Raw genomic sequence first — 21,061 nt, forward strand, 5'->3', positions numbered from 1 at the left:
ATGTAACCTGCCAAGGCTGAATTCGCTGCGTGGTTAGACCTAGTCTAACGCCTGCAACAAGGCATCTCCCATCGCTTTGCAGCCCACCAGCCTCATGCCTTCGGACATAATATCGCCTGTGCGATAACCCTGATCAAGCACTTTGAGTACGGCTTGCTCTATTAAAGCAGCCGCATCGGGTTGATTTAGACCGTAGCGTAGCATCATCGCGGCACTGAGTACCTGCGCTACTGGATTAGCTTTGTCTTGGTTGGCAATATCAGGAGCCGAACCGTGAACTGGCTCAAACACACCGGGGCCAGATTCTCCTAAAGAGGCTGACGGTAGCATGCCAATACTACCTGTGAGCATGGCAGCAGCATCTGAAAGAATATCGCCAAACAAATTACCTGTGACAATGGTGTCAAACTGCTTCGGCCAGCGGACAAGCTGCATCGCCGCATTATCTACATACAGATGTGACAGCTCTACATCGGGGTAGTCGGCGGCTAGGGCTGAAATGCGATCGCGCCACAACTGAGACACTTCTAACACATTGGCTTTATCCACTGAACAAAGACGCCCTTGCCGCTTTTGTGCCGTTGCAAAGGCAACTCGACCAATGCGATCAATTTCAGAGGTGGTGTAGGCCATGGTGTTAACACCTCGTTGCTCGCCCGACTCAGCCTGAAATATTCCCTTGGGTTCGCCAAAGTAGATTCCCCCGGTAAGTTCTCGTACCACCATAATGTCTACGCCTTCTACCACTTCTCGCTTGAGTGAAGAGGCATCAACCAACTGCGGCAAAATCGTGGCGGGTCGTAGATTGGCAAACAGCCCCAGTCCAGCCCGCAAGCCTAGCAGTCCTGTTTCAGGGCGCAAATGACGCGGTAAGGTGTCCCACTTGTAGCCACCAATAGCGGCTAGTAATACAGCGTCGCTTTCTCGGCAGCGATCGAGGGTTTCGGCGGGCAGAGGGTTTCCAACTGCATCAATGGCACTACCGCCAATAAGGGCTGTTTGAAAGTCAAAGGTTAAATCCAGCTTTTGACCCACTTGTTTTAGAACATCCACCGTCACGGCCAAAATTTCAGGGCCAATACCATCGCCGGGGAGGAGGGTAATGCGAAAGCGTTGTGTCATAGGGGATGCCGCCAAAACAAAAAACGTCTAAAATTTGGCCCTGTCGCTCAACGTCATCACCAGACCAGCCAACCGTAGACGCACACAACCGTACGCCTAAAGCCAAGTTGGTAAATTCTTGGAGGAAACGTGAATACTCAGCCAAGGCTGAGGGCAGTAGGGCTTTCCGGCTCAACATCATACCCTAGAACTTCCCATCGTAAAACGACCGTAAAGATCTGATGGACTTGGTTTCAATTTGCGAAATCGTCGCTAAGTTTGCTGTAGACCTGGCTAAGCTTGGCCCAAGATCCTCTTGCGTGGATGATGAAACAGACTCCGGCAGTCAAAACCCAAAACTTAACTAAACGCTTTGGCCGTCATATGGCCGTCAATGATGTTGATCTCGAAATTTATTCAGGTCAGGTTTATGGACTGATTGGCCCCAACGGAGCGGGCAAAACGACGCTGATTCGGATGTTGACTACCGCTGAGGATGCTTCGTCAGGTGAGATTTATATTGGCGGAGAGAAACTCAGAAGCGATCGCCCTCAGCCCCATATTAAGCGCCAGTTGGGCTATCTTCCAGACGACTATCCGCTCTATGACGATCTCAGCGTTTGGGACTATCTAGACTATTTTGCCCGTCTCTATGATTTGAGGGGGCGGCAGCGGCAGCGTCGCCTGCAAGAAGTGCTAGAACTGGTGAATCTAGAGCACAAGCGCCGTAGCCGCATTACCAGTTTGTCGCGGGGGATGAAACAGCGTTTGGGTTTGGCGCGTACCATTTTGCACAATCCGACGCTGCTGCTGCTAGATGAACCAGTTTCAGGATTAGATCCGATCGCTCGGCAGCAGTTTCGAGAAGTGATCAAAACCCTGCAAAGCGTGGGTATGACGATTTTGATTTCTTCCCATGTTCTGAGTGACTTGGCCGAGTTGTGTACGGCCATTGGCATTATGGAGCTGGGTTTTTTGGTGGAAAGCGCCCCCTTAGAGGAGCTTTACCAGCGTTTGAGTCGTCAACAAATCTGGATTTCAACTCAGGATGATTCCCAACAGGTTGCGGCTTGGCTATCGCAGTCGGCCAAGGTCGAAGGGATCGAGCAGGCTAGGGCAGGCGTGCTCAAAATGCAATTTTCAGGTAGCCAAGCTGAGGCGGCAGCGCTGCTGCGATCGCTGGTTCAGTCTGGCTTCTCGGTCTACGATTTCCGCTGCGTTCAAGACAGCCTAGAAGATATTTTCTTCAAGGTTGGCCACCAACAGTCTTCTTAAGACTGGCTATCTTCAGGGCTACTCTGCCGTCACGATTGCTGCCTACTAACTTCTGCACCTATGTTTACTGCACTTTTTGATCGCCTTGGTAACTGGAACCCTCAGCTTTTACGAGAGCTAAAAGGCCGTTTGCGCCCGCGTAACTTAATGGCGGCGATCGCAGTTTCTGCTATCGCTCAGCTAATTTTGCTCTCTGTTTTCGGCACTCAGTTGCCCCCTAGCTTTAATCCCCACGAGCATTTGCGGCTAACCACTGTACCAGAGATCGACTTTACCTTTGGCACCAGCACACTGCCTAACTATCCGCCGAACCTCAGGGTTGAGAGCGTAAACAATGATGTGGGACAGCTTTATCAAAGTACGCGAGTCATCTCTACTGCCGAGCAGCCAAAACCGGGGGATCGAATTTGGCAAATTGATGGCCAAACAATTGATACCTTTAACGATAGCTTTGCAAACGTTGTTGATGCCTTGCGGGGGTATCCGGGGAACCAATCTTTGGTCAACAACCCCCTTTTAGAACAAGATGTGACGCTTTTGGTCGAGCGCCCCGGCGTCGGGCAGCTAACCCTTTCTCTGCCACGGGTAGCGGTTTCTGATATTTATAGCCAATACTGTGCCACCAGCCCTGAGATTACTCCAAGTCCGTACGACCAAGGGTATTACGGCAACAGCCGCTGCCAGCTCAACCCTGAACAAACGGAGTTTGAAATAGATTGGCCTGCCTGGTATCAAGATGTCTTTCGAGGGGCAAGCTTGATGCTGGTGATTGGTCTGCTGACGGCAGGTAGCTTTGTACTGATTCAAAACCTCGACCGCGAACAGAGACGCGGGACGCTGACCTTTATTCGACTGAGTCCTCGCTCTAGCTTCAATATCTTGAGCGGACAAATTTTAGGCGCTCCGGTTGCTATCTATATAGCCGCCGCCTTAATGCTGCCGCTGCATGTTTTATCAGCAGTGGGGGCAGAAATTTCTTTGGTAGATCTAGGCGCTTTCTATCTGGTACTGGGTCTTAGCGGTTTCTTGTTCTTTAGCCTGTCACTTTTGGTTGGGTTAATTGGTAAAGGACTGGGCGGATTACAGGCTTGGTTGGTAGCTGGTGGCTTCTTTTTATTCCAGCTTGTCATTGGCATGGCCGTTAGCAATGGCGACTTTGGTAGTCCATTTACGCTGCACTGGCTCATCCTCTTTTCGCCTGCCTCGGTTTTACATTATCTGCTGGGCTTTGAGGCGGCGACTTCATCATCTCAGACCTTCGAGTTTGCGGCTTATCGGTTAACGCTTTTGAGCTTTGTCACCCTATTTTGTGTAAACAGCTTGGTTTGGAGCCTCTGGCTATGGCACGCGCTCAAGCGCAAATTTGTCAATCCGCAAGTTCCCTTGATTGAGCGCCGTTATAGCTATTTGATGACGGCTTGCTTTGAGGTTTTCTTGCTGGGGTTTGCTGCTAGCAGCAACTCTTTTCAAGAAGATGTCGTTTTGGTGGCCTTTCTCAATCTGCTGTTTTTAGGCTTGCTGATAGCGGCGCTGCAGCCCTCCCGTCAGGCGCTAGAAGACTGGGCGAGGTTCCGTTTGGCGGAGCGGCGATCGCAGCGCCAAGCTTTACTAAAAGATCTCGTGCAGGGCGAAAACAGTCCAGCGATTTTGGCAATTGGGTTAAATATCGCGATCGCTCTGGGGCTAATGGTGATCTGGACGCTACAGAGGAATATGGCCTCTTCCACCCATGAACTGCTGGGCTATATCGCCTTGGGAAGCCTGATTTTGATTTATGCCAGCATTAATCAAGTCTGGTTCTTGACTCAGGTTAATCGACCTGAGATTTGGTCTATGGGAACCTTGCTAGTGGTGATGGTAGCTCCCCTCTTTGCGCGGTTGCTGCTAGAGGAAGTGGCGGCGTTGGCAAGCGTGCAGTTTTTAGAAGCGGTCGCCGTTCCCTGGCTGATGACACCAATAGGGCAAAGCTATGGCTGGGCTATTTTAAGCCAGTGGTTGCTGTTGATTGTTGTGAACTTAGTCACCCTGCGCCAGCTCCAAAAAGCGGGCGAATCGGGTTCAAAAAACCTGTTAGCTCGGCCAAAGTCAGCTTTGGCGGAAAAGTCTAGCTAAGAATGGGTTCGCCGCCGACATACCTTTACCTACATGGATTTGCTTCTGGCCCTGGCTCTCAGAAAGCGCAGTTTTTGCGATCGCGCTTTTTAGCGCTGGGGCTAACCCTACATATCCCCGATCTCAATCAGGGAGGCTTTAGTGAACTCACCTTGACGCGCCAGATCAATCAGACGCTAGCGCTGTTGACCCATAGCGAACAGGTGGTGTTGATTGGTTCTAGCTTAGGTGGCTTCACCGCTGCTTTGCTAGCCGAACAGCCAGCCCTGGCACAGAAACTGCAAAAGCTGGTGCTCCTTGCCCCGGCTTTTGATTTTTTAGCGCACTGGCTACCCCGTCTCGGCAGCGACTCATTAGCGCACTGGCAGCAGGCAGATTATCTCAATGTTTATCATTACGGCGAACAGCGATTTTTGCCGCTCAAATATGCATTCGTTACCGATGCCCAGCAATACGCAGCCCAACCCTCTAACCCAGCCATTCCTACCCTCATCTTGCATGGACGGCATGACGACACTATTCCCCTTCAGGCGAGCCGCCAATATGCCAGCAATCGGCCTTGGGTGAGGCTGCATGAACTCAACAGCGATCACAGTCTCACTGACGTTCAAGCCGAAATTTGGCAGGTGATGCAAGCATTTTTAGCCTTAGCTGAGCCAGCGTGAACAGCGTTTTAAGCAAATTGGGACATCTGCATAAAAGCTAATGTTGACAATGTAACCATCTCTGATAGATTCATTGCTATCGTCATTAGCGTCTATAACAGCTTGGGGTGTTACCATTTTTCGTTTGGGCACAGCTAAGATCGCAACGAAAAATGGGCTAGATAGTTTTGCGAGCAAGTAGGTACTTTTAAGATGGCTAGCGTGGCAGTGGATCATTCTCAAACCGCTTCTGACTCAATTCGAGCAGAGGCCGCCGCAGGCAGCTTTAGAGCGATCGCTCTGTGGCTTAATGAGTACTTAGTCCCCCAGCAAATTTTTGCCCAAGTACAGGCTGCTCAGCCAGGGTGCCTCAAAATTACGCTCGAATTTCAAAACATTCCGCACCGCGATCGCTTAGTACGTTTTGTTTGCCATCGTATCTGGCACCTCAACTCCGATATCATCGAAGGGGTTCATCTGGTGGCTCGCCAAGCGCAGCAATCGCGGATTCTCTGGCAAGAAAGAGTCCGCATCTCAACCCCAGCCAATCGCCATCAGGCCAAGCGCCCTGCCCCAACCGCAGAGCTACCCCCCCAGCTTAAGCGCTCTGCTAAAGCGGCTAACGGGCAACCACCTCGTAGTCCGCAACAGCAATTCAAGCTGATTCGAGCCTTTTTGCTGAGTGGATCGGCGGCGGCGGCCTTTATTTTGGGTTGTCTGCTAGAAGTTTTGCTGTCGGGTTCAGGGCCATCTTTACCGATTTTTTCTCAGAACCAATCTCGTTCTGCTTTGGTGCAGTCTCCGGCAGTTTCTGAGCAGGCTATTCCTATCACGTTTAACCAAACTAAAATCGATCGCCCCAGCATCGTTGAAGCTGCTTTAGAACCTGTTGCCGTTATTCATCACAATCGCATTGCCAACCAGAGCGATCCCACAGTAACCCTGGTGTTTGGCGGTGAAGTTGATCTCGATAGCCTGCCCTATGGCTCTGTAACGGATGACGCCGCTATTTTAGGTAGCCTAGCCGACTATCAAACGGCGGATGTGGCGATGGTGTCGCTGGGCGATCCCCTAGCGACGTCTGCGACAACGGCTACGGAAAAGTTTTTTGATCGCACCCGCCCGGATGCCGCTGCCGTGCTTAAAAGCGGCGGTATTGACTTGGTAACGCTCAGCAGCGATCGCACGATGGAGTTTGGTGAACAGGGATTAGTCGAAACGCTCGAAACGCTCGATCGCGAAGGTATTTATCGGGTCGGAGCCGGACGAGACAACCGCGAAGCCCGACGACCCGAAATATTAGATGTCAAAAGCCAACGTATTGCCTATCTAAGTTACACCCAAGATGATTTGTTTGCTGCCTATGGTCAGGTTGCAGGGGTTAATGCCCAGGGCAAGCAGCAGGTGGTTGAAGACATTCGCAGCCTGCGAGACAAAGTCGATTGGATTGTGGTGAACTACCGCTGGAGCGAAGAATTGCCCAACTCTCCGGCTGACTGGCAAACAAATTTGGCTCGCTTAGCCATTGACCAAGGTGCCGATCTAGTCGTCGGCCATCATCCCCAGCAAATTCAGGGTGCGGAGATTTATAAGGGTCGCCCCATTGCCTACTCATTGGGCGATTTTGTCTTTGGTGACTATCCTTACGAAGATCACGATACGGCCATGCTGAAGGTGGCTATTCGCGCCAATGAGATGAAGGTTGAACTCCTGCCAGTAGTGATTAAAGACGCCCAGCCTCAAATTGCTCAAGGCAGCAAAGCTGAGTCAATTTTGCAGCAAATTGAGCAGGCTTCGGCCAACTTCGAGCAACCCATGCAGCCTTCCGTGACCTTGGCCATTCAGCCCAAACCTCGGCTGGCTCCCCCGTCGCCATCCCCTGTTGTGCCCCGCAACGTCACTCCCCCTGAACAATTGCAGCAACGAGATGCGGCTGAACCTTTTGTCGCGCCTTTAGAAACGCCAGAGACACAACCAGAGGCTCCCTTTGTCAATCCGGAAGCCGAGACAGGGACAACTGAAGCCCCCCTGCTGGAGTTAACGCCGAGCGATTTAGACCATTGGGGGCCAAAACAGACACCTCAGCCCGTCTTTCCTGCCGAGCCAGAGCGCCAACCAAATCTGTTGCCTTTAGAGACGCCTGCGCCTGAATTGACGACTGAACCCGCTTTAGAAAGACCTATCGAACTTGATGCTTATCACGCGCCTCAGCCTAATATCTATTCGCCTCACCCACCTGCGCTTGAAACTAATTCACCCGGTGCTATTCAACCGTATAGTGAACCGTTGGTTGGCCCCCTAAGTGCAGTGCCTTCTCTGCCAGCGGTTGAACCTAGCCCAGTCACCCCTGTCGCCACGAACCTTGACCAGGGCGTGCCAGAACCGATTGCTATCCAGAAGCCCGATTCCAGCAAGTTTGCCCAGCCGCAACGCTCTGCGGATACTCAGGTGACTCAGGTGACTCTTTTACCTGAGCCGACCGATTTAGGCGTTCCTAACCCAAACACCGAGATAGATAGCCAACCGTAAGCCCTGGTTCTTAATCTGTTATAGATTTGCAAACACTTAGTAACTTTGCTGTCCTCTCCTGAGTTTGCTGCTAAGTTAGCACTGACACGTTTCAATCTAGGGAGTGAACTGGTGTACGCGATCGCCCTTAAACAAGCTCAATATCCCACCTATGTACTGCGCGATCAGGCGGCAGATGCCCGTTTAGAGATTGTGACCGAGCGCGGCGGCTTAGTTAGCCACTGGCAGCTTCAAGGCCGCGATGTGCTGTATTTTGATGCTGAACGCTTTGCTGATGCCAGCAAGTCGGTTAGAGGGGGCATCCCAATTCTGTTTCCTATCTGTGGGAACCTACCTGACAACACATACACCTTAGACGGCCAAAATTACCCGCTCAAACAGCACGGTTTTGCCCGTGACCTGGCTTGGGAGGTCAGCGATCGCGGTACCGATCAAAGCGCTCACCTTACCTTAATCCTCAATAGCAATGAAGAAACGCAGCAGGTTTATCCGTTTGACTTTCAGTTAGCTTTTACCTACCGTCTGCAGGGCAACACCCTGACGATTGAACAACAGGTTACTAACCGCTCAGATCAGCCTATGCCCTTCAGTCTAGGGTTGCACCCTTACTTTCTCACGACCGACAAATCTCAGTTGAAATTTGAAATTCCGTCTAACCGCTACCAAGATCAAATCTCTAAAGACATTCACACCTTCAACGGCGAATTTGACTGGACGGCAGCGGAGATTGACATTGCCTTTTTCAATCTTGAGCGCCCATCAGCCGTAGTAACTAACTACGAACAAGAAACCCGTCTGACCCTGGAATGGAGCGAGGCCTATCCAGTCCTGGTATTTTGGACGGTTGCAGGCAAAGACTACTACTGCCTAGAGCCGTGGACAGGGCCTCGAAACGCTTTCAACACGGGTGACCACCTGATAACGCTGCCGCCCCACGCAACTCAGACCCTACAGGTAAAGCTGACTGCTGAGTTGATATGAGTCTTAACTTTTTGTATGCGTGGCTTCAATGACTGTATGGACATTGCCCCGTGGGGTAAAGTCGGCTTTGACTGTAATTTCAAGCGGATCGCAAGCTGCAATGAGGTCGTCCAAAATTTGGTTGGCAGATTCTTCGTGAGAAATATAGCGATCGCGGTAGCTGTTGATATAAAGCTTCAGGGCTTTAAGCTCAACCACCCGCTGATCAGGAATATACGTCACATCAATCGTCGCAAAATCTGGATATCCCGAAAAAGGGCACTTACAGGTAAATTCTGGCAGCGTAATGTTGATATGATAGCGGCGACCGATACGAGGATTGGGGAACGTAATCAGCCTTCCGGCTTGAATCTCACGCTCTCCATACTTGATCTCTTGCGTAGAATTGGTTTCTGCCACAGCTAGAGGTTGTTCAGTTGAAGGATGCGTCATACCATTTTCAGTTGAATAAAAAACACGGCCAAAAATTGCCATCCTTCATATCTTTACAGATTTATGTTTCTCCTTGACGAATTGTTCTAGGGTTGTTCTAATTTGAACTACCTGATGGAATCTGGGAACCGTCTTTCCTGCTTTTGGTTTTCCAACGCTACCTACTCACCCTTATGAACCCACCCCTCTACTCTGATCCGTCTTTTCAATCAGCCACTCGTTCAGAAGTACCTCACTCAGCGGGTCATACTCCCTCAGTGCCCATTTCAGTTTATCGGGAGCTAGCTGCCGAGCTACAGGCAACCAAGGCAATGATTGACACCCTCCGGACTCGAAATGAGCAGCTAGTGAGGCAGAATCAGCAGCTTCAACAAGAAGTTCATCACTTTGTCCAAGCAACGCTACAGCTTGGGCAATTTGCTGGTGTCGCCGCCCAGTCGCCTGTTACGTCAGAACCGAAGGCCGCGATGACGGCTCCTGCTTCCCCACTGGCTCCTACACCTGAGAAGCGAGGCCCGTTGGTGAAAGCGCCAGAAGCCGCCGCAAAAGGCTCTCCAGAACGGACGGCTAAGCCTGCTTCTGCCGCTCTACAGCCGCTCAAGCCACCTGCGTTAGAAAAACTCTACACCGAGCAGCCGTCTCGACCGACTGCCCCTAGAAAGCTAGAAAGCTCTCCGCGTGAACTCAGCGGTCTGTGGCTAGCAATCTCGATCATCTTCATCGTTACGACTGCTTTTGGGGCTGGCTTTTTGATTATGAAGCCGCTCTTAAACCAGCGCTAAACCTCGGCGGGGCAATGCTTAGTCACCTTCTGATAAAGAACAGTGGCACAATGAAGACAGCTAGTGGCAGATAAAAAGTATCAGGGAATACTGTTTTCACCTTGCTCACCTCGCTACACATAAGGCTGCCGGATAATCTATCGGCAGGATATAGGGAGATTCTGAATTAACGATGAAGAAGATTGAAGCTATTATCCGTCCGTTCAAGCTAGACGAGGTCAAAATTGCCCTGGTGAACGCGGGCATTGTCGGAATGACGGTTTCTGAGGTGCGGGGGTTTGGTCGCCAAAAAGGTCAGACAGAGCGCTATCGGGGTTCTGAGTATACGGTGGAGTTTTTGCAAAAACTAAAAATTGAAATCGTAGTCGAAGATGCCCAGGTGGACATGGTGGTGGATAAAGTGATTTCGGCTGCTCGCACCGGAGAAATTGGCGATGGCAAAATTTTTGTAACGCCAGTTGATGAAATTGTCCGCATTCGCACTGGTGAGAAAAACCTAGAGGCTGTCTGAAGCTCAATATCTAAGTTCATCCCCGTAGAGACGATTTGCGAATCGCCCCTACGGGGTCGATTGCGCTTATGCTAGAAGACTGTGGTGCTACGACCGCTTCAGGTTTGTCTAGGCCAAAGCGATCGCCTGTTGGCGAATAGCCGTTAAGTTTTGGATTAAATTGTGACGAATATGCTTTTCGATCAGGGCAACGGGCATGGCCAAGGGCGGCTGTACGGTTAGCTCGTAGCACAAATAGGTATGATTAGCTCCCTCAGCCTCATCAGCGGGAACCAGCCGCCAGCAACCTCGAAAGGATTTAAAGTCTCCTTCAACCATGGAAAAGCCCAGTTCGTTGGGGTAGTTTTCCTCCATATCCAGAACTACTCTGGCGCAGAACTGAATATTGAGGAAGCACTGGGTACCGATTTGCTCTAGCCGGATTTTGCCTTCTGGTGCCGCTAGCCGCACACTTTTAGAAAGATTGGGAATAAAGTCTGAGAGATGCTCATAATCGGTGAGCACCCGCCAAACCTGCTCTAAAGATTGGGGAATGTGAATCTTCGCGCAAATTCGCCGCTGCCGACCTTGCAGCTTTTCGGTGACGACTTCAACATTTTCAGCATCTGCTAGATCTGCTGTTGCGGTCAGCGCCGGGGATAAGTATTCAATTGGCTGATCTGGTTGTGGTGTCAAGGTCATCCCTCAGCCATCTCCTCTGTATAAGTATACATACCCAGCAGAGCGATTCAACTACGGACTCAACTGTGTATTTTATGGTGAACTGCTGGAAAAAGTATTCCGTTATGACTTTTTCTAACATGCCCGCTTCTGGGGATGGGCTGATCAATTTGAGCTTGAAGAAACGGTGGAGGTTAAAAACACGCTGCTGAGTCTGCCGCGATCGCCTCAAATCTCAGCTAGGATAAACCATCACAGCTTAAATTAATGGTCAGCGCCTAAATCAGCCACCTCTCAATGGGTTAGAACACAAATTAAAGTTATGGTTGAGCTATCCACCACCGCTCCAGTCATCGGTACGGTCAAGGGGCCCGGTGATAACAGCAATCAATACGTTTTTATTACCGCTAACAATCGCCAAGTCAAAATTGGTGAGTTTGTTTACTATGCAGCCCACGGCTCGACAGTCGAGACACTGCAAATTTTAGGTAAGATTTCGGCGCGTCGCTTAATCGATCATCTACCCGATCGCATTTTTGCTGATACCGAAATTAGCCCTGAAACGATCGCCGCCCTAGTGGGTTTCGCCTATCCTAACCCCGAAATCTACGAAATCACCGTTGATGTCATTGGCTATTTTCATCGGGCTTTAGGTTTTATTAACCCGCGCATTACCCCCGATCCGGGCGCTAAGGTTTACCTGGCGGATGATGAGGTGCTGCGCCAGGTGGTTAACAAACGCCAGCCAGGGGAAGTTGGAGCCGCCCATGTTGGCTCATTGCTGCTACGTCCCGGCAATGCAGTGCCCGTAGCGCTAGATGTGAAAGAACTGGTCAGTACCCACATGGCGATTCTGGCGGGAACTGGTTCGGGTAAGTCTTATACGGCTGGCGTCCTGATTGAAGAGCTGTTGCGGCCTTATAATCGAGCAGCCGTGCTGATTTTTGATCCGCATGGGGAATATGGCACGCTCTCGGATATGCGGGGGCATGACCGCTTTAAGGCTGACGATGGCTATAGCCCTGAAGTTCAGGTTTTAACGCCAGACGATATTCGGATTCGCATGTCGTCGTTGGATTACTACGACGTGCTGACCTTATTGCCTGATATGAGCGATCGCCAGCAGTCTATCTTAAACAAGGCTTTTGGTATTTTGCGCAAGCATCGCAATGGTCAGTATCGCTGGGATGTGCAAGATTTGATTTCAGCCGTTTATGAAGCCGATCGCACCACCGATGACGAAGGCAATGAAAAAACGGGTTCTTCGGCTCCGGCGATTGAGTGGAAGCTAGAGCGATTATCGCGATCGCAGTATTTTCACCGGGTTGATCACCTAGCACCCAAAGACCTGTTTGAGCCGGGTCAGGTAACGGTGCTACAAATGAGCGAAATTAGCCAGGAAGAGCAGCAAGTTATTTGTGCCGCCGTGCTGCGGCAGTGTTACCAGGCTCGCCTTGGCACCGAGAAAGCCCAGCTTTCGGCGGAAGATGAAAACTATCTCCCCTACCCCGTCTTTATTTTGATAGAAGAGGCGCATCGGTTTGCCCCCGCCCATGAACCTTCGCGCTGCAAGCAAATTTTGCGTACCATTCTCAGCGAGGGGCGCAAATTCGGCATGGGGGTAGGGTTAATTACCCAACGCCCTGGCAAGCTCGACGCCGATGTGCTTTCTCAGTGCATGAGCCAGTTTTTGATGCGGATTGTCAACCCAGTTGACCAGGAAAGCCTGAAATATGGGGTAGAGGCCGCTGGACGTGATTTGTTGCAAGAGCTACCAGCCCTCACTAAAGGGCAGGTGATTATCTCAGGAGCTTGCATTAATACCCCGGTTTTGTGCCAGGTACGACAGCGACTTACTACCCACGGTGGCGAAACGCTCAACGCCCCCGATGAATGGCAAAAACATTTTCAGCAGCATCGTCAGCGATCGCGCCAGATTGAACAAGCTCCGGTTGCGCGTCGTCCTGCGGCTGAAACCTTTGAAGGCATTAGCATTGATTAGGTATGCCTGAACCGTCTAAGCTGTTGCGCAAGCTCAGCCAGCAGTTGTTTACTGATCCAGTAGACCAGAGCCAGTTTGTCGCTGCTTTGGTGACGCCTCAGCCTTATCCGGCTGCAATTCTTTGGACCCAAGCCCGTCCCGTCGTCTCTCCGTTTGAGTGCCTTGCTCCTTTGGTTTGGCAACCTGCCTTTGTCGATCGCTTAGTGAGCGAATCACAGCCCGGTCGCCAGCCGCTACACGCCGCTGGCAGCTTTTACTGTCTTGATTTTTCTTCGGTATTTGCTGCCTCAGTCATGCTGGCGATCGCGGCACCGATGCCTACCGTCCTCGATTTTTGCGCCGCCCCAGGGGGCAAAAGCTTGTTTAGCTGGGTGGCGCTCAAACCGCAGCAGCTACTTAGCAATGAAGTCATTCGCAAGCGGCTGAAAATTCTGATTGCCAACCTCAAACGCTGTGGGGCACAAGGGGCGATGGCGCTGAATTTGGATCCGGCTGTGCTAGCTCAGCGCCTGCCTCAATCTGCTGACTTAGTCATTGTTGATGCACCCTGTAGCGGTCAATCGCTGCTGGCTAAGGGAGAAAAAGCCCCCGGTTGCTTTCATCCGGTGACGATCAATAAAAATGCCAATCGGCAAAAGCGCATTTTGGCAGAAGCTGCTAAAACAGTTGCGCCCCAGGGCTATTTAGCCTATATGACCTGCACCTATTCGGTGGCCGAAAATGAACGGGTTGGGGAATGGCTTGTTAACAAATTTCCGCAGTTTCAACCCGTTACAGTCCCCTATTTAGGTTCTTACCAGTCTAAGCTAACGGCCTTGCCCTGTTATCGCCTCTGGCCGCAACAAGGTTTAGGAGCCGGAGCTTTTACGCTATTGCTGCAAAATACAGCCTCAGGTACCCCTCAACCCCTTAGCCCCGACTTTCTGGCCCAGCAGGGACGAGTCATTTATCCCTATGAAGACAGACGGTAGGTAGCCCCTACTGTGACTGTAGGCGTTCGACCTGTTGCAGAGCCGCTTCGCTGTTTTGCCGATAGGTATTGACTCGATCTTGAGCCGTGGGGTAGCGGCTATCGGCTGGGGTGACTTCTGCCATCAAATCTGACGCCCGCTGCCAGCGGCTAGCCAAATCCAGCCATTCTGCAGCCGTTTGAGCAGCTTGGCCATCGACGGCGGCTTCTTCGGCTAGCCGCACTGCCTGCACAAAGGGATCTGTGTTGGCCGCACTGGTGGGTGGAGGATCAGCGGTGGCGGGTACCGATGGCGAAACGGGAGGAGTCTCAGGCAGATCGGTTGCGACGGGGGGTGGGCTGTCACTTGAGCGATCGCTGATAAACCGACTGCCCAGCCAGTCTTTTGCTACCCAGCCCAGTAAGAGCAAAAACAGACAAAGGCTAGCACCCCCCAGTAAGCCTCGCCAAAAATACATCTGCTTCAGGTTTTTGCGAGACGTCGATTGGGTGGGAAAAGGCGATCGCGGTTTCGGCGCTTTGCGATCTTCTAGCCAGCGCTGTAGCAAATGCGGTTTCTTCAGCACAACTAGCTCAGACCAGAGCAGCTGATTTTCGGGATCGCGGTTGATTTCTTCTAACCAGAGCAGTTGCTGCTCGCGAACAAGGCGGGCGTTGACATTGACTTTGCTAATGTTGCGCGGACTCAGAGACTCTAAAATATGGCGAATCCGTTCAACCGTGGCTGCTTGCTCAAGCTGCTCTGCTGTTTTGGCTTCGCAGAGGAGTTGCAAGGCTCCATCTGCCAACATGGCCCGCGTGCGGATGCCTTCGTCTGCAAGTCGGTCGTTGAGAATTTGGATAATGGCCGCCACGCTGCCTTTGCGGGCTTGGCGAGTAATGTCGTCAATTGATTGAGTCATAATCCGCTCAATAGCCGCTCATAGATGCTACGATATCGCCCTAAAACTAAATACAGCCTCTCAGTTCGGTTGAGGGCTAGCCTCAAGCGCCTGGAGATGAGAACAATCGTTAAATCGGCGAATCTGCCAGAGTTCAGTATTATATCGAGTTTGATCGGTGAGATCCCAGCGATCGCAATCAATCCAAAACTCAAACAGGCTGGTGTGAGCTATAGCAATTTGCCAACTGCGATCGCTGCCTAAAAGGTTGGCGATTAGATGCTGTAGCAAACCACTATGGCTGACAATCCAAAGGCGATCGCCGTTACCATGCTGCCCAAACAAATGGTTGAGAAAGACATGGCTTCGCTGCCTCACTTGTTCCGGCGATTCCGCCTGGGGAATGGGTAGCCAGTCTAAGGTACTGAGTAACTGCTGGCACAACTGAGGATACTGCTTTTGGGCTTCTGTCCAGGTTAAACCCTGAAAAATTCCTTGGTGACATTCTTGCAAGTTGGTTTTAGCAATCAACGGTATAGCTGCGGGCAAAAACGAACGGAGCATTTCAGCCGTTTGCCAAGCCCGTTTGAGAGGACTGCTATAGATACAGGTAGGGTTCCAGCTTTGGCTTTGTAAGTAGCTGCCGAGCTGCCGAGCCTGAGCTTGCCCCATCGCAGACAAAGACGAATCTGCCTGCCCCTCCATTTGCTGCGTCTGGTTCGCAACCGACTGAGCATGGCGAATGAAAAGCAATTGCAAAAAGGGCATGACAGGTCTAATTTTGCCGCTTACCGCTAGAATTACAGACAGTTAATGTTTTGTTTAAGCGCCATCGTTAACTACAGTTAGGCTGATGACGAGCAAACGTTTTACTGTAGCTGTTTATATTAGGTGACGAATGCTGCTGAAATCTACTACTCGGCACATCCATATTTATACGGCAGAGATTCAGGACAACGAGCTGATTCCCAGCGACAGCGTGCTGACCTTAGATGTGGATCCAGATAACGAGTTCAACTGGTCAGAAGAAGCGCTGCAGCAGGTCTATCGAGAATTTGATCGATTGGTTGAAGCTTACAACGGGGCAGAGTTGACTGACTACAATCTGCGTCGGATTGGCTCTGACCTAGAGCATTACATTCGCGGCTTGCTACAAGGGGGGTACCTGAGCTACAACCTCAAAAGCCGCGCCGTCAATTACAGTATGGGGCTACCTCAAGTAGTCGCCGATGCTAAAGCTGAGTAGTTGAACTTTAACGTTACCTTTGGGCCACGGTGATTTACTGCCCTAATCACAGTTGTCAGGCCGCTAATCCTGAAGCCAACCAATTTTGTCAGGTCTGCCGCACGCCTTTGCCGCACCGCTATTTGTGGGCGGTGGGAGCTGGGGTGCCGTCACTGGCGGTAGGAAATTTACTAGGCGATCGCTATCAGCATCAGCAGTCTCAGATTTTTTTAGATACCCAACCCGCCTTTCCGCCGACGGCGGAGGGGCAACTGCCTGCCTGGGTGATTCCGTATCTGCACCTTTCGATTTATCCGCGCCACATGCCGCGACCTTACAGTTTGCAGCCAGTGGCGCTAGAGGATGGGTCGGTTCATTCGGTTTTGCTGCTTGAAGAAGCAGCGATCGCCAGCTATGCGCAAAAGCCGGATCACGCACCACAACTTTTGCCTGCTTTGGTAGAGGCTTGGACGACTGCTACAGCTTTGGTTCAGCTTGACTGGCTGTTTCAGATTGCTCAACTGTGGCAGCCTTTCCATGCTGAGCGTGTTTTGCAGACGCTCATGATGCCTGCTCTGCTGCGCGTTGAGGGCGCTAGTCTGCGTATTCTAGAGCTTCAGCCTGATACGGAAACGCAGTCAAGTGCGGCAGCGCTGGTTGGCTTAGGCGATGTTTGGCAGCCTTTCGCCGATCAAGCCCAAAGCGCGATCGCCCCTTTTCTCAACCAGCTTTGCCAGCAGTTAAAGCAAGGCGTTTTTCATAGCCCTGAACAACTGGTTGACTGCTTGAATCAGGCGATTCAGCAAAGTAGCCAGCGCCAGCAGCTCACCTTTGATTGGGCAACTTACACCGATCAAGGCCCCACGCGCCAGCGCAATGAAGATGCCTGCTATCCGGCTAGCGGCACCGTCAGCCAGCAAACGGTGACTTCGTTGGCGGCTGGCCGTCAACCGCCTCATAAGCTAGTCGTTGTGTGTGATGGCATTGGCGGCCACCAAGGGGGGGATGTTGCTTCTAAGCTGGCCATTGCCACGGTTGAAAAGGCACTCACCTCTTTTTTGGCTCAAGCCACCGTAGAGACGCCTGCAGCGATCGCGCTTGAAATCGAAAAAGCAATCTGTCAAGCCAACGACGAAATTGCTCGTCGCAACGATAGCGAAGGTCGTCAGGCTCAAGAGCGCATGGGCACAACAATCGTGCTGGCGCTAATCTATGGCAATGATTTGTATCTTGCCCATGTGGGAGACAGCCGAGCTTATCACGTCAGCCCGCTGAGCTGCCGTCAACTAACGTTAGATGATGACGTGGCGGCTCGTGAGGCCAGGTTGGGCTATAGCCTGTATCGGCAAGCGCTCTATCAGCCAGGGACGGGGTCATTGGTGCAGGCTTTGGGCATGACTTCTTCTAAAAGCCTTTATCCCACCGTACAGCGCTGGGTGCTAGATGAAGATGCCGTCTTTTTGCTTTGCTCTGATGGCTTAAGCGACAATGACCAGGTAGAAACTTTTTGGGCCACCGAACTTCTGCCCGTGTTAGTTGGGCAACGGCAAGTGGCAGCGGCTGGTCAGCGGCTGGTTGAACTGGCGAATACCCGAAACGGCCATGACAACGTCACCGTTGGCCTGATCCGGGTGCGGGTGGCTCAGCAGCCCAGTACCGCAGTTGAACCGACCTTAGCAACGCCTCAACCGTTGTCAGATCGTTTGGGAACTGAAACAACCGCGCCCCTCAATTCGCCATCGTCTACGGCAACTGCGCTGTCCGCTCCAGTTCAATCAGCCGCGCCGCGATCGCGGCAATCCATGGGCTGCTTAGTTGGCAGTCTTTTGGCTCTCAGTGCGATCGCCGGAACGCTAGTTTTGCTATTAGGCCCCGCCCTGAGGCGACCCACTGTTTCGGGCGAAACAACAGCATTTGAAAACGCTGATTTTGCCGCTGTCGCCACAGGGTTATCACGCTGGCCACCGTCGCTTAACTCGGCTCCTGCTGTAGATTTGAGCGTTGGTCGTTTTGTACAAATTAGCCAGGGACGTTCGGCCAGTCCGGCTGAAGCTGCCCTGATTTTGCAAAATGAACCTGGAAATTCTGTTAATGCCTCTTTACCCGCTTCTGCAAATCCTGCGAGTATAGAAGGCATAATTCCGGCTGGCGGTATTTTTCAAGTTGTGGGTACCCAGGTCGCTGCCGATCAAACTGAATGGGTGCGATTGAGAGTGTGTTCTATTCCCTCTGGGGCAACGCTGGGTGATCGGCCTAGCGAGTCAGGTTCCCTGCCAGGACAATTGCCCCCACCAGCTCCGGCTGAATTGCTAAATTTGCTGCAACCTGGTCAGGAAGGATGGATTCAAGTATCTGCGATCGCTTCTGGGGTTCAACCCCTTTCGAACTTGGGTGTCTCGCAGCGAGGGGTTTGCATCAACTGACGGCTAGAGTTATCTTAAGCGTCTTATCGTAGATATTTAGACCGAACAATCAGGCTGGTAGCTTTGATGCCTTCGTCCGACAATCTCTGCCTCAGACTCGCGATCGCTCGACTGACCACGGCTGATCCTGAGCACTACGCTATTTGGGTTGTGGAGTCACCCCATCCGGGGGGATATTTTCATCATGACTGTGTTTGGAGTGCAGCCCTCACCCAAGCCTGGAACAGTTGGCAGCAGATGTTTTCGCTGCGAGGTCTACCGGATGTGCCCCATGTTCCTTCTGTCTACGTGCCCAGTTTTGTGCTCGAAGCGCTCAACGATGATGATGAAGAGTCTGCTGGGCAACCGCGTAGCTACAGTAGCCGCTTGATGCAGCATTTGGGGGTAAATCTCTGGCAATGGCTATTTGAAGGCCCGATTCAGCGTAGCCTCGATCAAAGCTTAGGCATTGCGATGGGGCAAAATAAATCCCTGCGATTGCGTTTAGAAATTCGCGATCCAGATTTGATTGCGTTGCCGTGGGAAATCATGCAGCAGCAGGCCGGACGGCAGGCGTTGTCGCTGAGTCAACAGGTTTTGTTTAGCCGTACCACCAGCGATGTTGATCCGCTGCCTGAAGTAGAGCTAGATGCGTCGCTGCGGGTGCTGCTGGTGCTAGGGCAAGACGAAAATATTACGGCTGAGGTCACAGCGCCTCAGCCTGAGCGCAAACCCATCCTCAAGTTACAAGAAGAGGCCATGGCGCTAAAAGACTTGCTAGAGCGGGGTACCTCCGGTATTCGCAGCGCGTCGGCAGGCAGTGGCGCTCCGGTGGTTTGCCAGGTTGATACCCTGCTACAGCCCGATCCAGCGCAGCTGATCAAAGCCCTAGAAAACGGTATTTACAACGTCTTCTTTTATGCGGGGCATGGGGTACCCGCCCCCGATGGCGGCTTGCTGTTTTTACAGCCGACGGCAACGCTTAACGGCACAGAACTGGCTCAGGTACTGACCCGCTGCCATGTCAAGTTAGCCGTTTTTAACACCTGTTGGGGCGCTCAGCCCGACCAAACTCTCCAGCAAACCATTCCTCGCAGCAGTTTGGCGGAGGTGTTGCTGCATCACGGGGTTCCGGCGGTTGTGGCCATGCGAGATTCCATCGCTGATGAGGAAGCGCTCAGCTTTATTCAGGTGTTTGCCCAGTCTTTAATGGATCGTCTACCTGTCGATCAGGCGGTGGCGATCGCCCGTCAGCATCTGCTCACTCTCTACAAATTTAACCAACCGGCCTGGACGCTGCCCGTGTTGTATATGCATCCAGAGTTTAACGGTGAGTTGCTCAACCCGGTGCGCGAAGAAATTACCCGCTTACCCAGTGATACCAATCTTGGCCCGACCCATCGACCGCAGGCAGTTTTACGAGCCATTGATGGGCCTGAAGACGTTTGGCCGATTTATGGCGGACTGATGCGGGTGGGACGCTTGGCCGACAATGATCTGGTGATTGCAGAGCCTTGGGTTTCGAGTAAGCACGCGGAGATTTTTTGTCGGCGCACAGTGGCGATCGCTGATGGTCAGCGCCAGACTAAAAACATGGCTTATTTTTTGCGAGATTTTTCTCGCAATGGCACCTTTTACCGTAGCGATGAAGGCTGGAGACAGGTGCAGCGACAAGAGGTGCCGCTAACCTCTGGAACGCAACTGCGCTTTGGCAGTTCTAAAGGGCGACTGCTGGAATTTGTGATTGAAGGTGCGTCCCCCTCTCCTCAGACATAGGCTATTTAGCTTAAATTAGCCATAGTTACGGAACTGATTGAACTGGTGGTGTAGTTTGATTCTGTCACCGCTGTTCCATCAGTGTTCTCTATGGATTCCGTCATGGTTAAGGACTCATCACAACAACCTACTTTCCACTCTGCTCAAACCCAGGCTGAGCTAGAAATGCTGCATACCGTCTTAGAAAATCAACGCACCTATCCCTGGAATCCCTACGGGATAGAAGTTGAACCTTATTTTTCTGAGCTAGAAGCCGAAGCCCAACAAAACGAACTCAACGCCGTCAGCAACGGTATTGGCTGGCAGCAGCTTGCCAGTACGCTAGACGAACTCTGGGCACCCGCTTCTCAAGCTTTAGCCGCCGACTTGGCGCAGCGATTTTGCGATCGCGTTCCGGCTTCTTTTTTAGAACAGATTGCCCAGCGGGCTCACCAGGTGGCTGCAGAAAACCAGTCTTTGCTACAGCAGCTCATTTATTGTGTTCAAGATATCTTGACGGCGTGGGATAGTGCCGATTTGCAGGTAATGGCACGTCCGTTGGCGCTTGCCATGCGGGATGGACACGGCGAGGTGGTTGAAGTGACGCTGCGCTCCGTGCGCCAAGAAAATTGGCAGTCTCTTTCGGAAATAGAGCAGGCTCGCTTGAGTTTAGCGATCGCTCGTTATGCGCTAGGTCAGCTAGACAGCGCCGCCTAGCGTTTTAGTCCTTCATGGCGGTGACTGACCGCAGGGTGCTTCTTCAACCGGTTAGAGCCGCGCAATTGCGCGGCTCTAACCA

18 protein-coding genes are annotated in these 21,061 nt (G+C 51.9%); 13 read left to right on the forward strand and 5 right to left on the reverse strand.

From position 1 onward, the window contains the following. Positions 1 to 39: 39 nt before the first annotated feature. Positions 40 to 1,122, reverse strand: coding sequence for a 3-isopropylmalate dehydrogenase (leuB, locus tag ACTS3T_RS19110; protein WP_377966830.1), 1,083 nt, complete (start codon positions 1,120 to 1,122; stop codon positions 40 to 42). A 306-nt stretch (positions 1,123 to 1,428) separates the two neighbouring features. Here leuB and ACTS3T_RS19115 point away from each other — a divergent pair, with 306 nt between their 5' ends. The 5 genes from ACTS3T_RS19115 to ACTS3T_RS19135 all read left to right on the forward strand — a co-directional run bounded on the left by ACTS3T_RS19115 (position 1,429) and on the right by ACTS3T_RS19135 (position 8,642). Next, entirely contained in the window at positions 1,429 to 2,376 is a 948-nt protein-coding gene (locus ACTS3T_RS19115; protein ID WP_377966913.1) for an ABC transporter ATP-binding protein, read from the forward strand. A gap of 60 nt (positions 2,377 to 2,436) precedes the next feature. Then, entirely contained in the window at positions 2,437 to 4,488 is a 2,052-nt protein-coding gene (locus tag ACTS3T_RS19120) for a hypothetical protein (protein WP_377966834.1), read from the forward strand. Between the two features lie 2 nt (positions 4,489 to 4,490). After that, positions 4,491 to 5,153 (forward strand): YqiA/YcfP family alpha/beta fold hydrolase, encoded by a 663-nt coding sequence (locus ACTS3T_RS19125; protein ID WP_377966836.1) that lies wholly within the window; start codon positions 4,491 to 4,493, stop codon positions 5,151 to 5,153. A gap of 192 nt (positions 5,154 to 5,345) precedes the next feature. Beyond that, the gene (locus ACTS3T_RS19130; RefSeq protein ID WP_377966838.1) at positions 5,346 to 7,661 is read left to right on the forward strand and encodes a CapA family protein; all 2,316 of its coding nucleotides are present in this window, start codon (positions 5,346 to 5,348) and stop codon (positions 7,659 to 7,661) included. A gap of 45 nt (positions 7,662 to 7,706) precedes the next feature. Then, positions 7,707 to 8,642 (forward strand): aldose epimerase family protein, encoded by a 936-nt coding sequence (locus ACTS3T_RS19135; protein ID WP_377966840.1) that lies wholly within the window; start codon positions 7,707 to 7,709, stop codon positions 8,640 to 8,642. A 3-nt stretch (positions 8,643 to 8,645) separates the two neighbouring features. Here the strand turns inward: ACTS3T_RS19135 and queF are convergent, their stop codons facing one another. Further along, positions 8,646 to 9,074, reverse strand: coding sequence for a preQ(1) synthase (gene queF / locus ACTS3T_RS19140; RefSeq protein ID WP_377966842.1), 429 nt, complete (start codon positions 9,072 to 9,074; stop codon positions 8,646 to 8,648). A 173-nt stretch (positions 9,075 to 9,247) separates the two neighbouring features. Between queF and ACTS3T_RS19145 the strand changes: the two genes are divergently transcribed. Then, positions 9,248 to 9,856, forward strand: a complete 609-nt coding sequence (locus ACTS3T_RS19145) for a hypothetical protein (RefSeq protein ID WP_377966844.1) — start codon at positions 9,248 to 9,250, stop codon at positions 9,854 to 9,856. A 172-nt stretch (positions 9,857 to 10,028) separates the two neighbouring features. Further along, positions 10,029 to 10,367, forward strand: coding sequence for a P-II family nitrogen regulator (locus ACTS3T_RS19150; protein ID WP_377966846.1), 339 nt, complete (start codon positions 10,029 to 10,031; stop codon positions 10,365 to 10,367). A 108-nt stretch (positions 10,368 to 10,475) separates the two neighbouring features. On the opposite strand, the gene ACTS3T_RS19155 is transcribed toward ACTS3T_RS19150, so the two are convergent. Then, positions 10,476 to 11,048: an SRPBCC family protein gene (locus ACTS3T_RS19155; RefSeq protein ID WP_377966847.1), complete on the reverse strand. Its 573-nt coding sequence runs from the start codon at positions 11,046 to 11,048 to the stop codon at positions 10,476 to 10,478. 301 nt (positions 11,049 to 11,349) lie between these two features. Between ACTS3T_RS19155 and ACTS3T_RS19160 the strand changes: the two genes are divergently transcribed. Together ACTS3T_RS19160 and ACTS3T_RS19165 are read left to right on the forward strand one after the other, a co-directional pair. Beyond that, positions 11,350 to 13,029, forward strand: coding sequence for an ATP-binding protein (locus tag ACTS3T_RS19160; RefSeq protein WP_377966849.1), 1,680 nt, complete (start codon positions 11,350 to 11,352; stop codon positions 13,027 to 13,029). A gap of 2 nt (positions 13,030 to 13,031) precedes the next feature. After that, positions 13,032 to 14,000, forward strand: coding sequence for an RsmB/NOP family class I SAM-dependent RNA methyltransferase (locus ACTS3T_RS19165; RefSeq protein ID WP_462935387.1), 969 nt, complete (start codon positions 13,032 to 13,034; stop codon positions 13,998 to 14,000). Positions 14,001 to 14,007: 7 nt separating this feature from the next. On the opposite strand, the gene ACTS3T_RS19170 is transcribed toward ACTS3T_RS19165, so the two are convergent. After that, positions 14,008 to 14,901 (reverse strand): hypothetical protein, encoded by an 894-nt coding sequence (locus tag ACTS3T_RS19170; protein ID WP_377966853.1) that lies wholly within the window; start codon positions 14,899 to 14,901, stop codon positions 14,008 to 14,010. 60 nt (positions 14,902 to 14,961) lie between these two features. Continuing rightward, positions 14,962 to 15,648, reverse strand: a complete 687-nt coding sequence (locus ACTS3T_RS19175; RefSeq protein WP_377966855.1) for a histidine phosphatase family protein — start codon at positions 15,646 to 15,648, stop codon at positions 14,962 to 14,964. 130 nt (positions 15,649 to 15,778) lie between these two features. On the opposite strand from ACTS3T_RS19175, the gene ndhM reads away from it, so the two are divergent. The 4 genes from ndhM (at position 15,779) to ACTS3T_RS19195 (ending at position 20,979) form a co-directional block, all read left to right on the forward strand. Next, positions 15,779 to 16,126, forward strand: a complete 348-nt coding sequence (ndhM, locus tag ACTS3T_RS19180; protein WP_377966857.1) for an NAD(P)H-quinone oxidoreductase subunit M — start codon at positions 15,779 to 15,781, stop codon at positions 16,124 to 16,126. Between the two features lie 29 nt (positions 16,127 to 16,155). Further along, positions 16,156 to 18,528: a PP2C family serine/threonine-protein phosphatase gene (locus tag ACTS3T_RS19185; protein ID WP_377966859.1), complete on the forward strand. Its 2,373-nt coding sequence runs from the start codon at positions 16,156 to 16,158 to the stop codon at positions 18,526 to 18,528. Between the two features lie 66 nt (positions 18,529 to 18,594). Next, the gene (locus ACTS3T_RS19190; protein ID WP_377966861.1) at positions 18,595 to 20,283 is read left to right on the forward strand and encodes a CHAT domain-containing protein; all 1,689 of its coding nucleotides are present in this window, start codon (positions 18,595 to 18,597) and stop codon (positions 20,281 to 20,283) included. 102 nt (positions 20,284 to 20,385) lie between these two features. Next, positions 20,386 to 20,979 (forward strand): hypothetical protein, encoded by a 594-nt coding sequence (locus ACTS3T_RS19195; RefSeq protein ID WP_377966863.1) that lies wholly within the window; start codon positions 20,386 to 20,388, stop codon positions 20,977 to 20,979. Positions 20,980 to 21,061: the final 82 nt, after the last annotated feature.

The sequence above is a fragment of the Almyronema sp. genome (assembly GCF_052168255.1).
Classification (GTDB): Bacteria; Cyanobacteriota; Cyanobacteriia; order Phormidesmidales; family Phormidesmidaceae; genus Sphaerothrix; species Sphaerothrix epifaneia.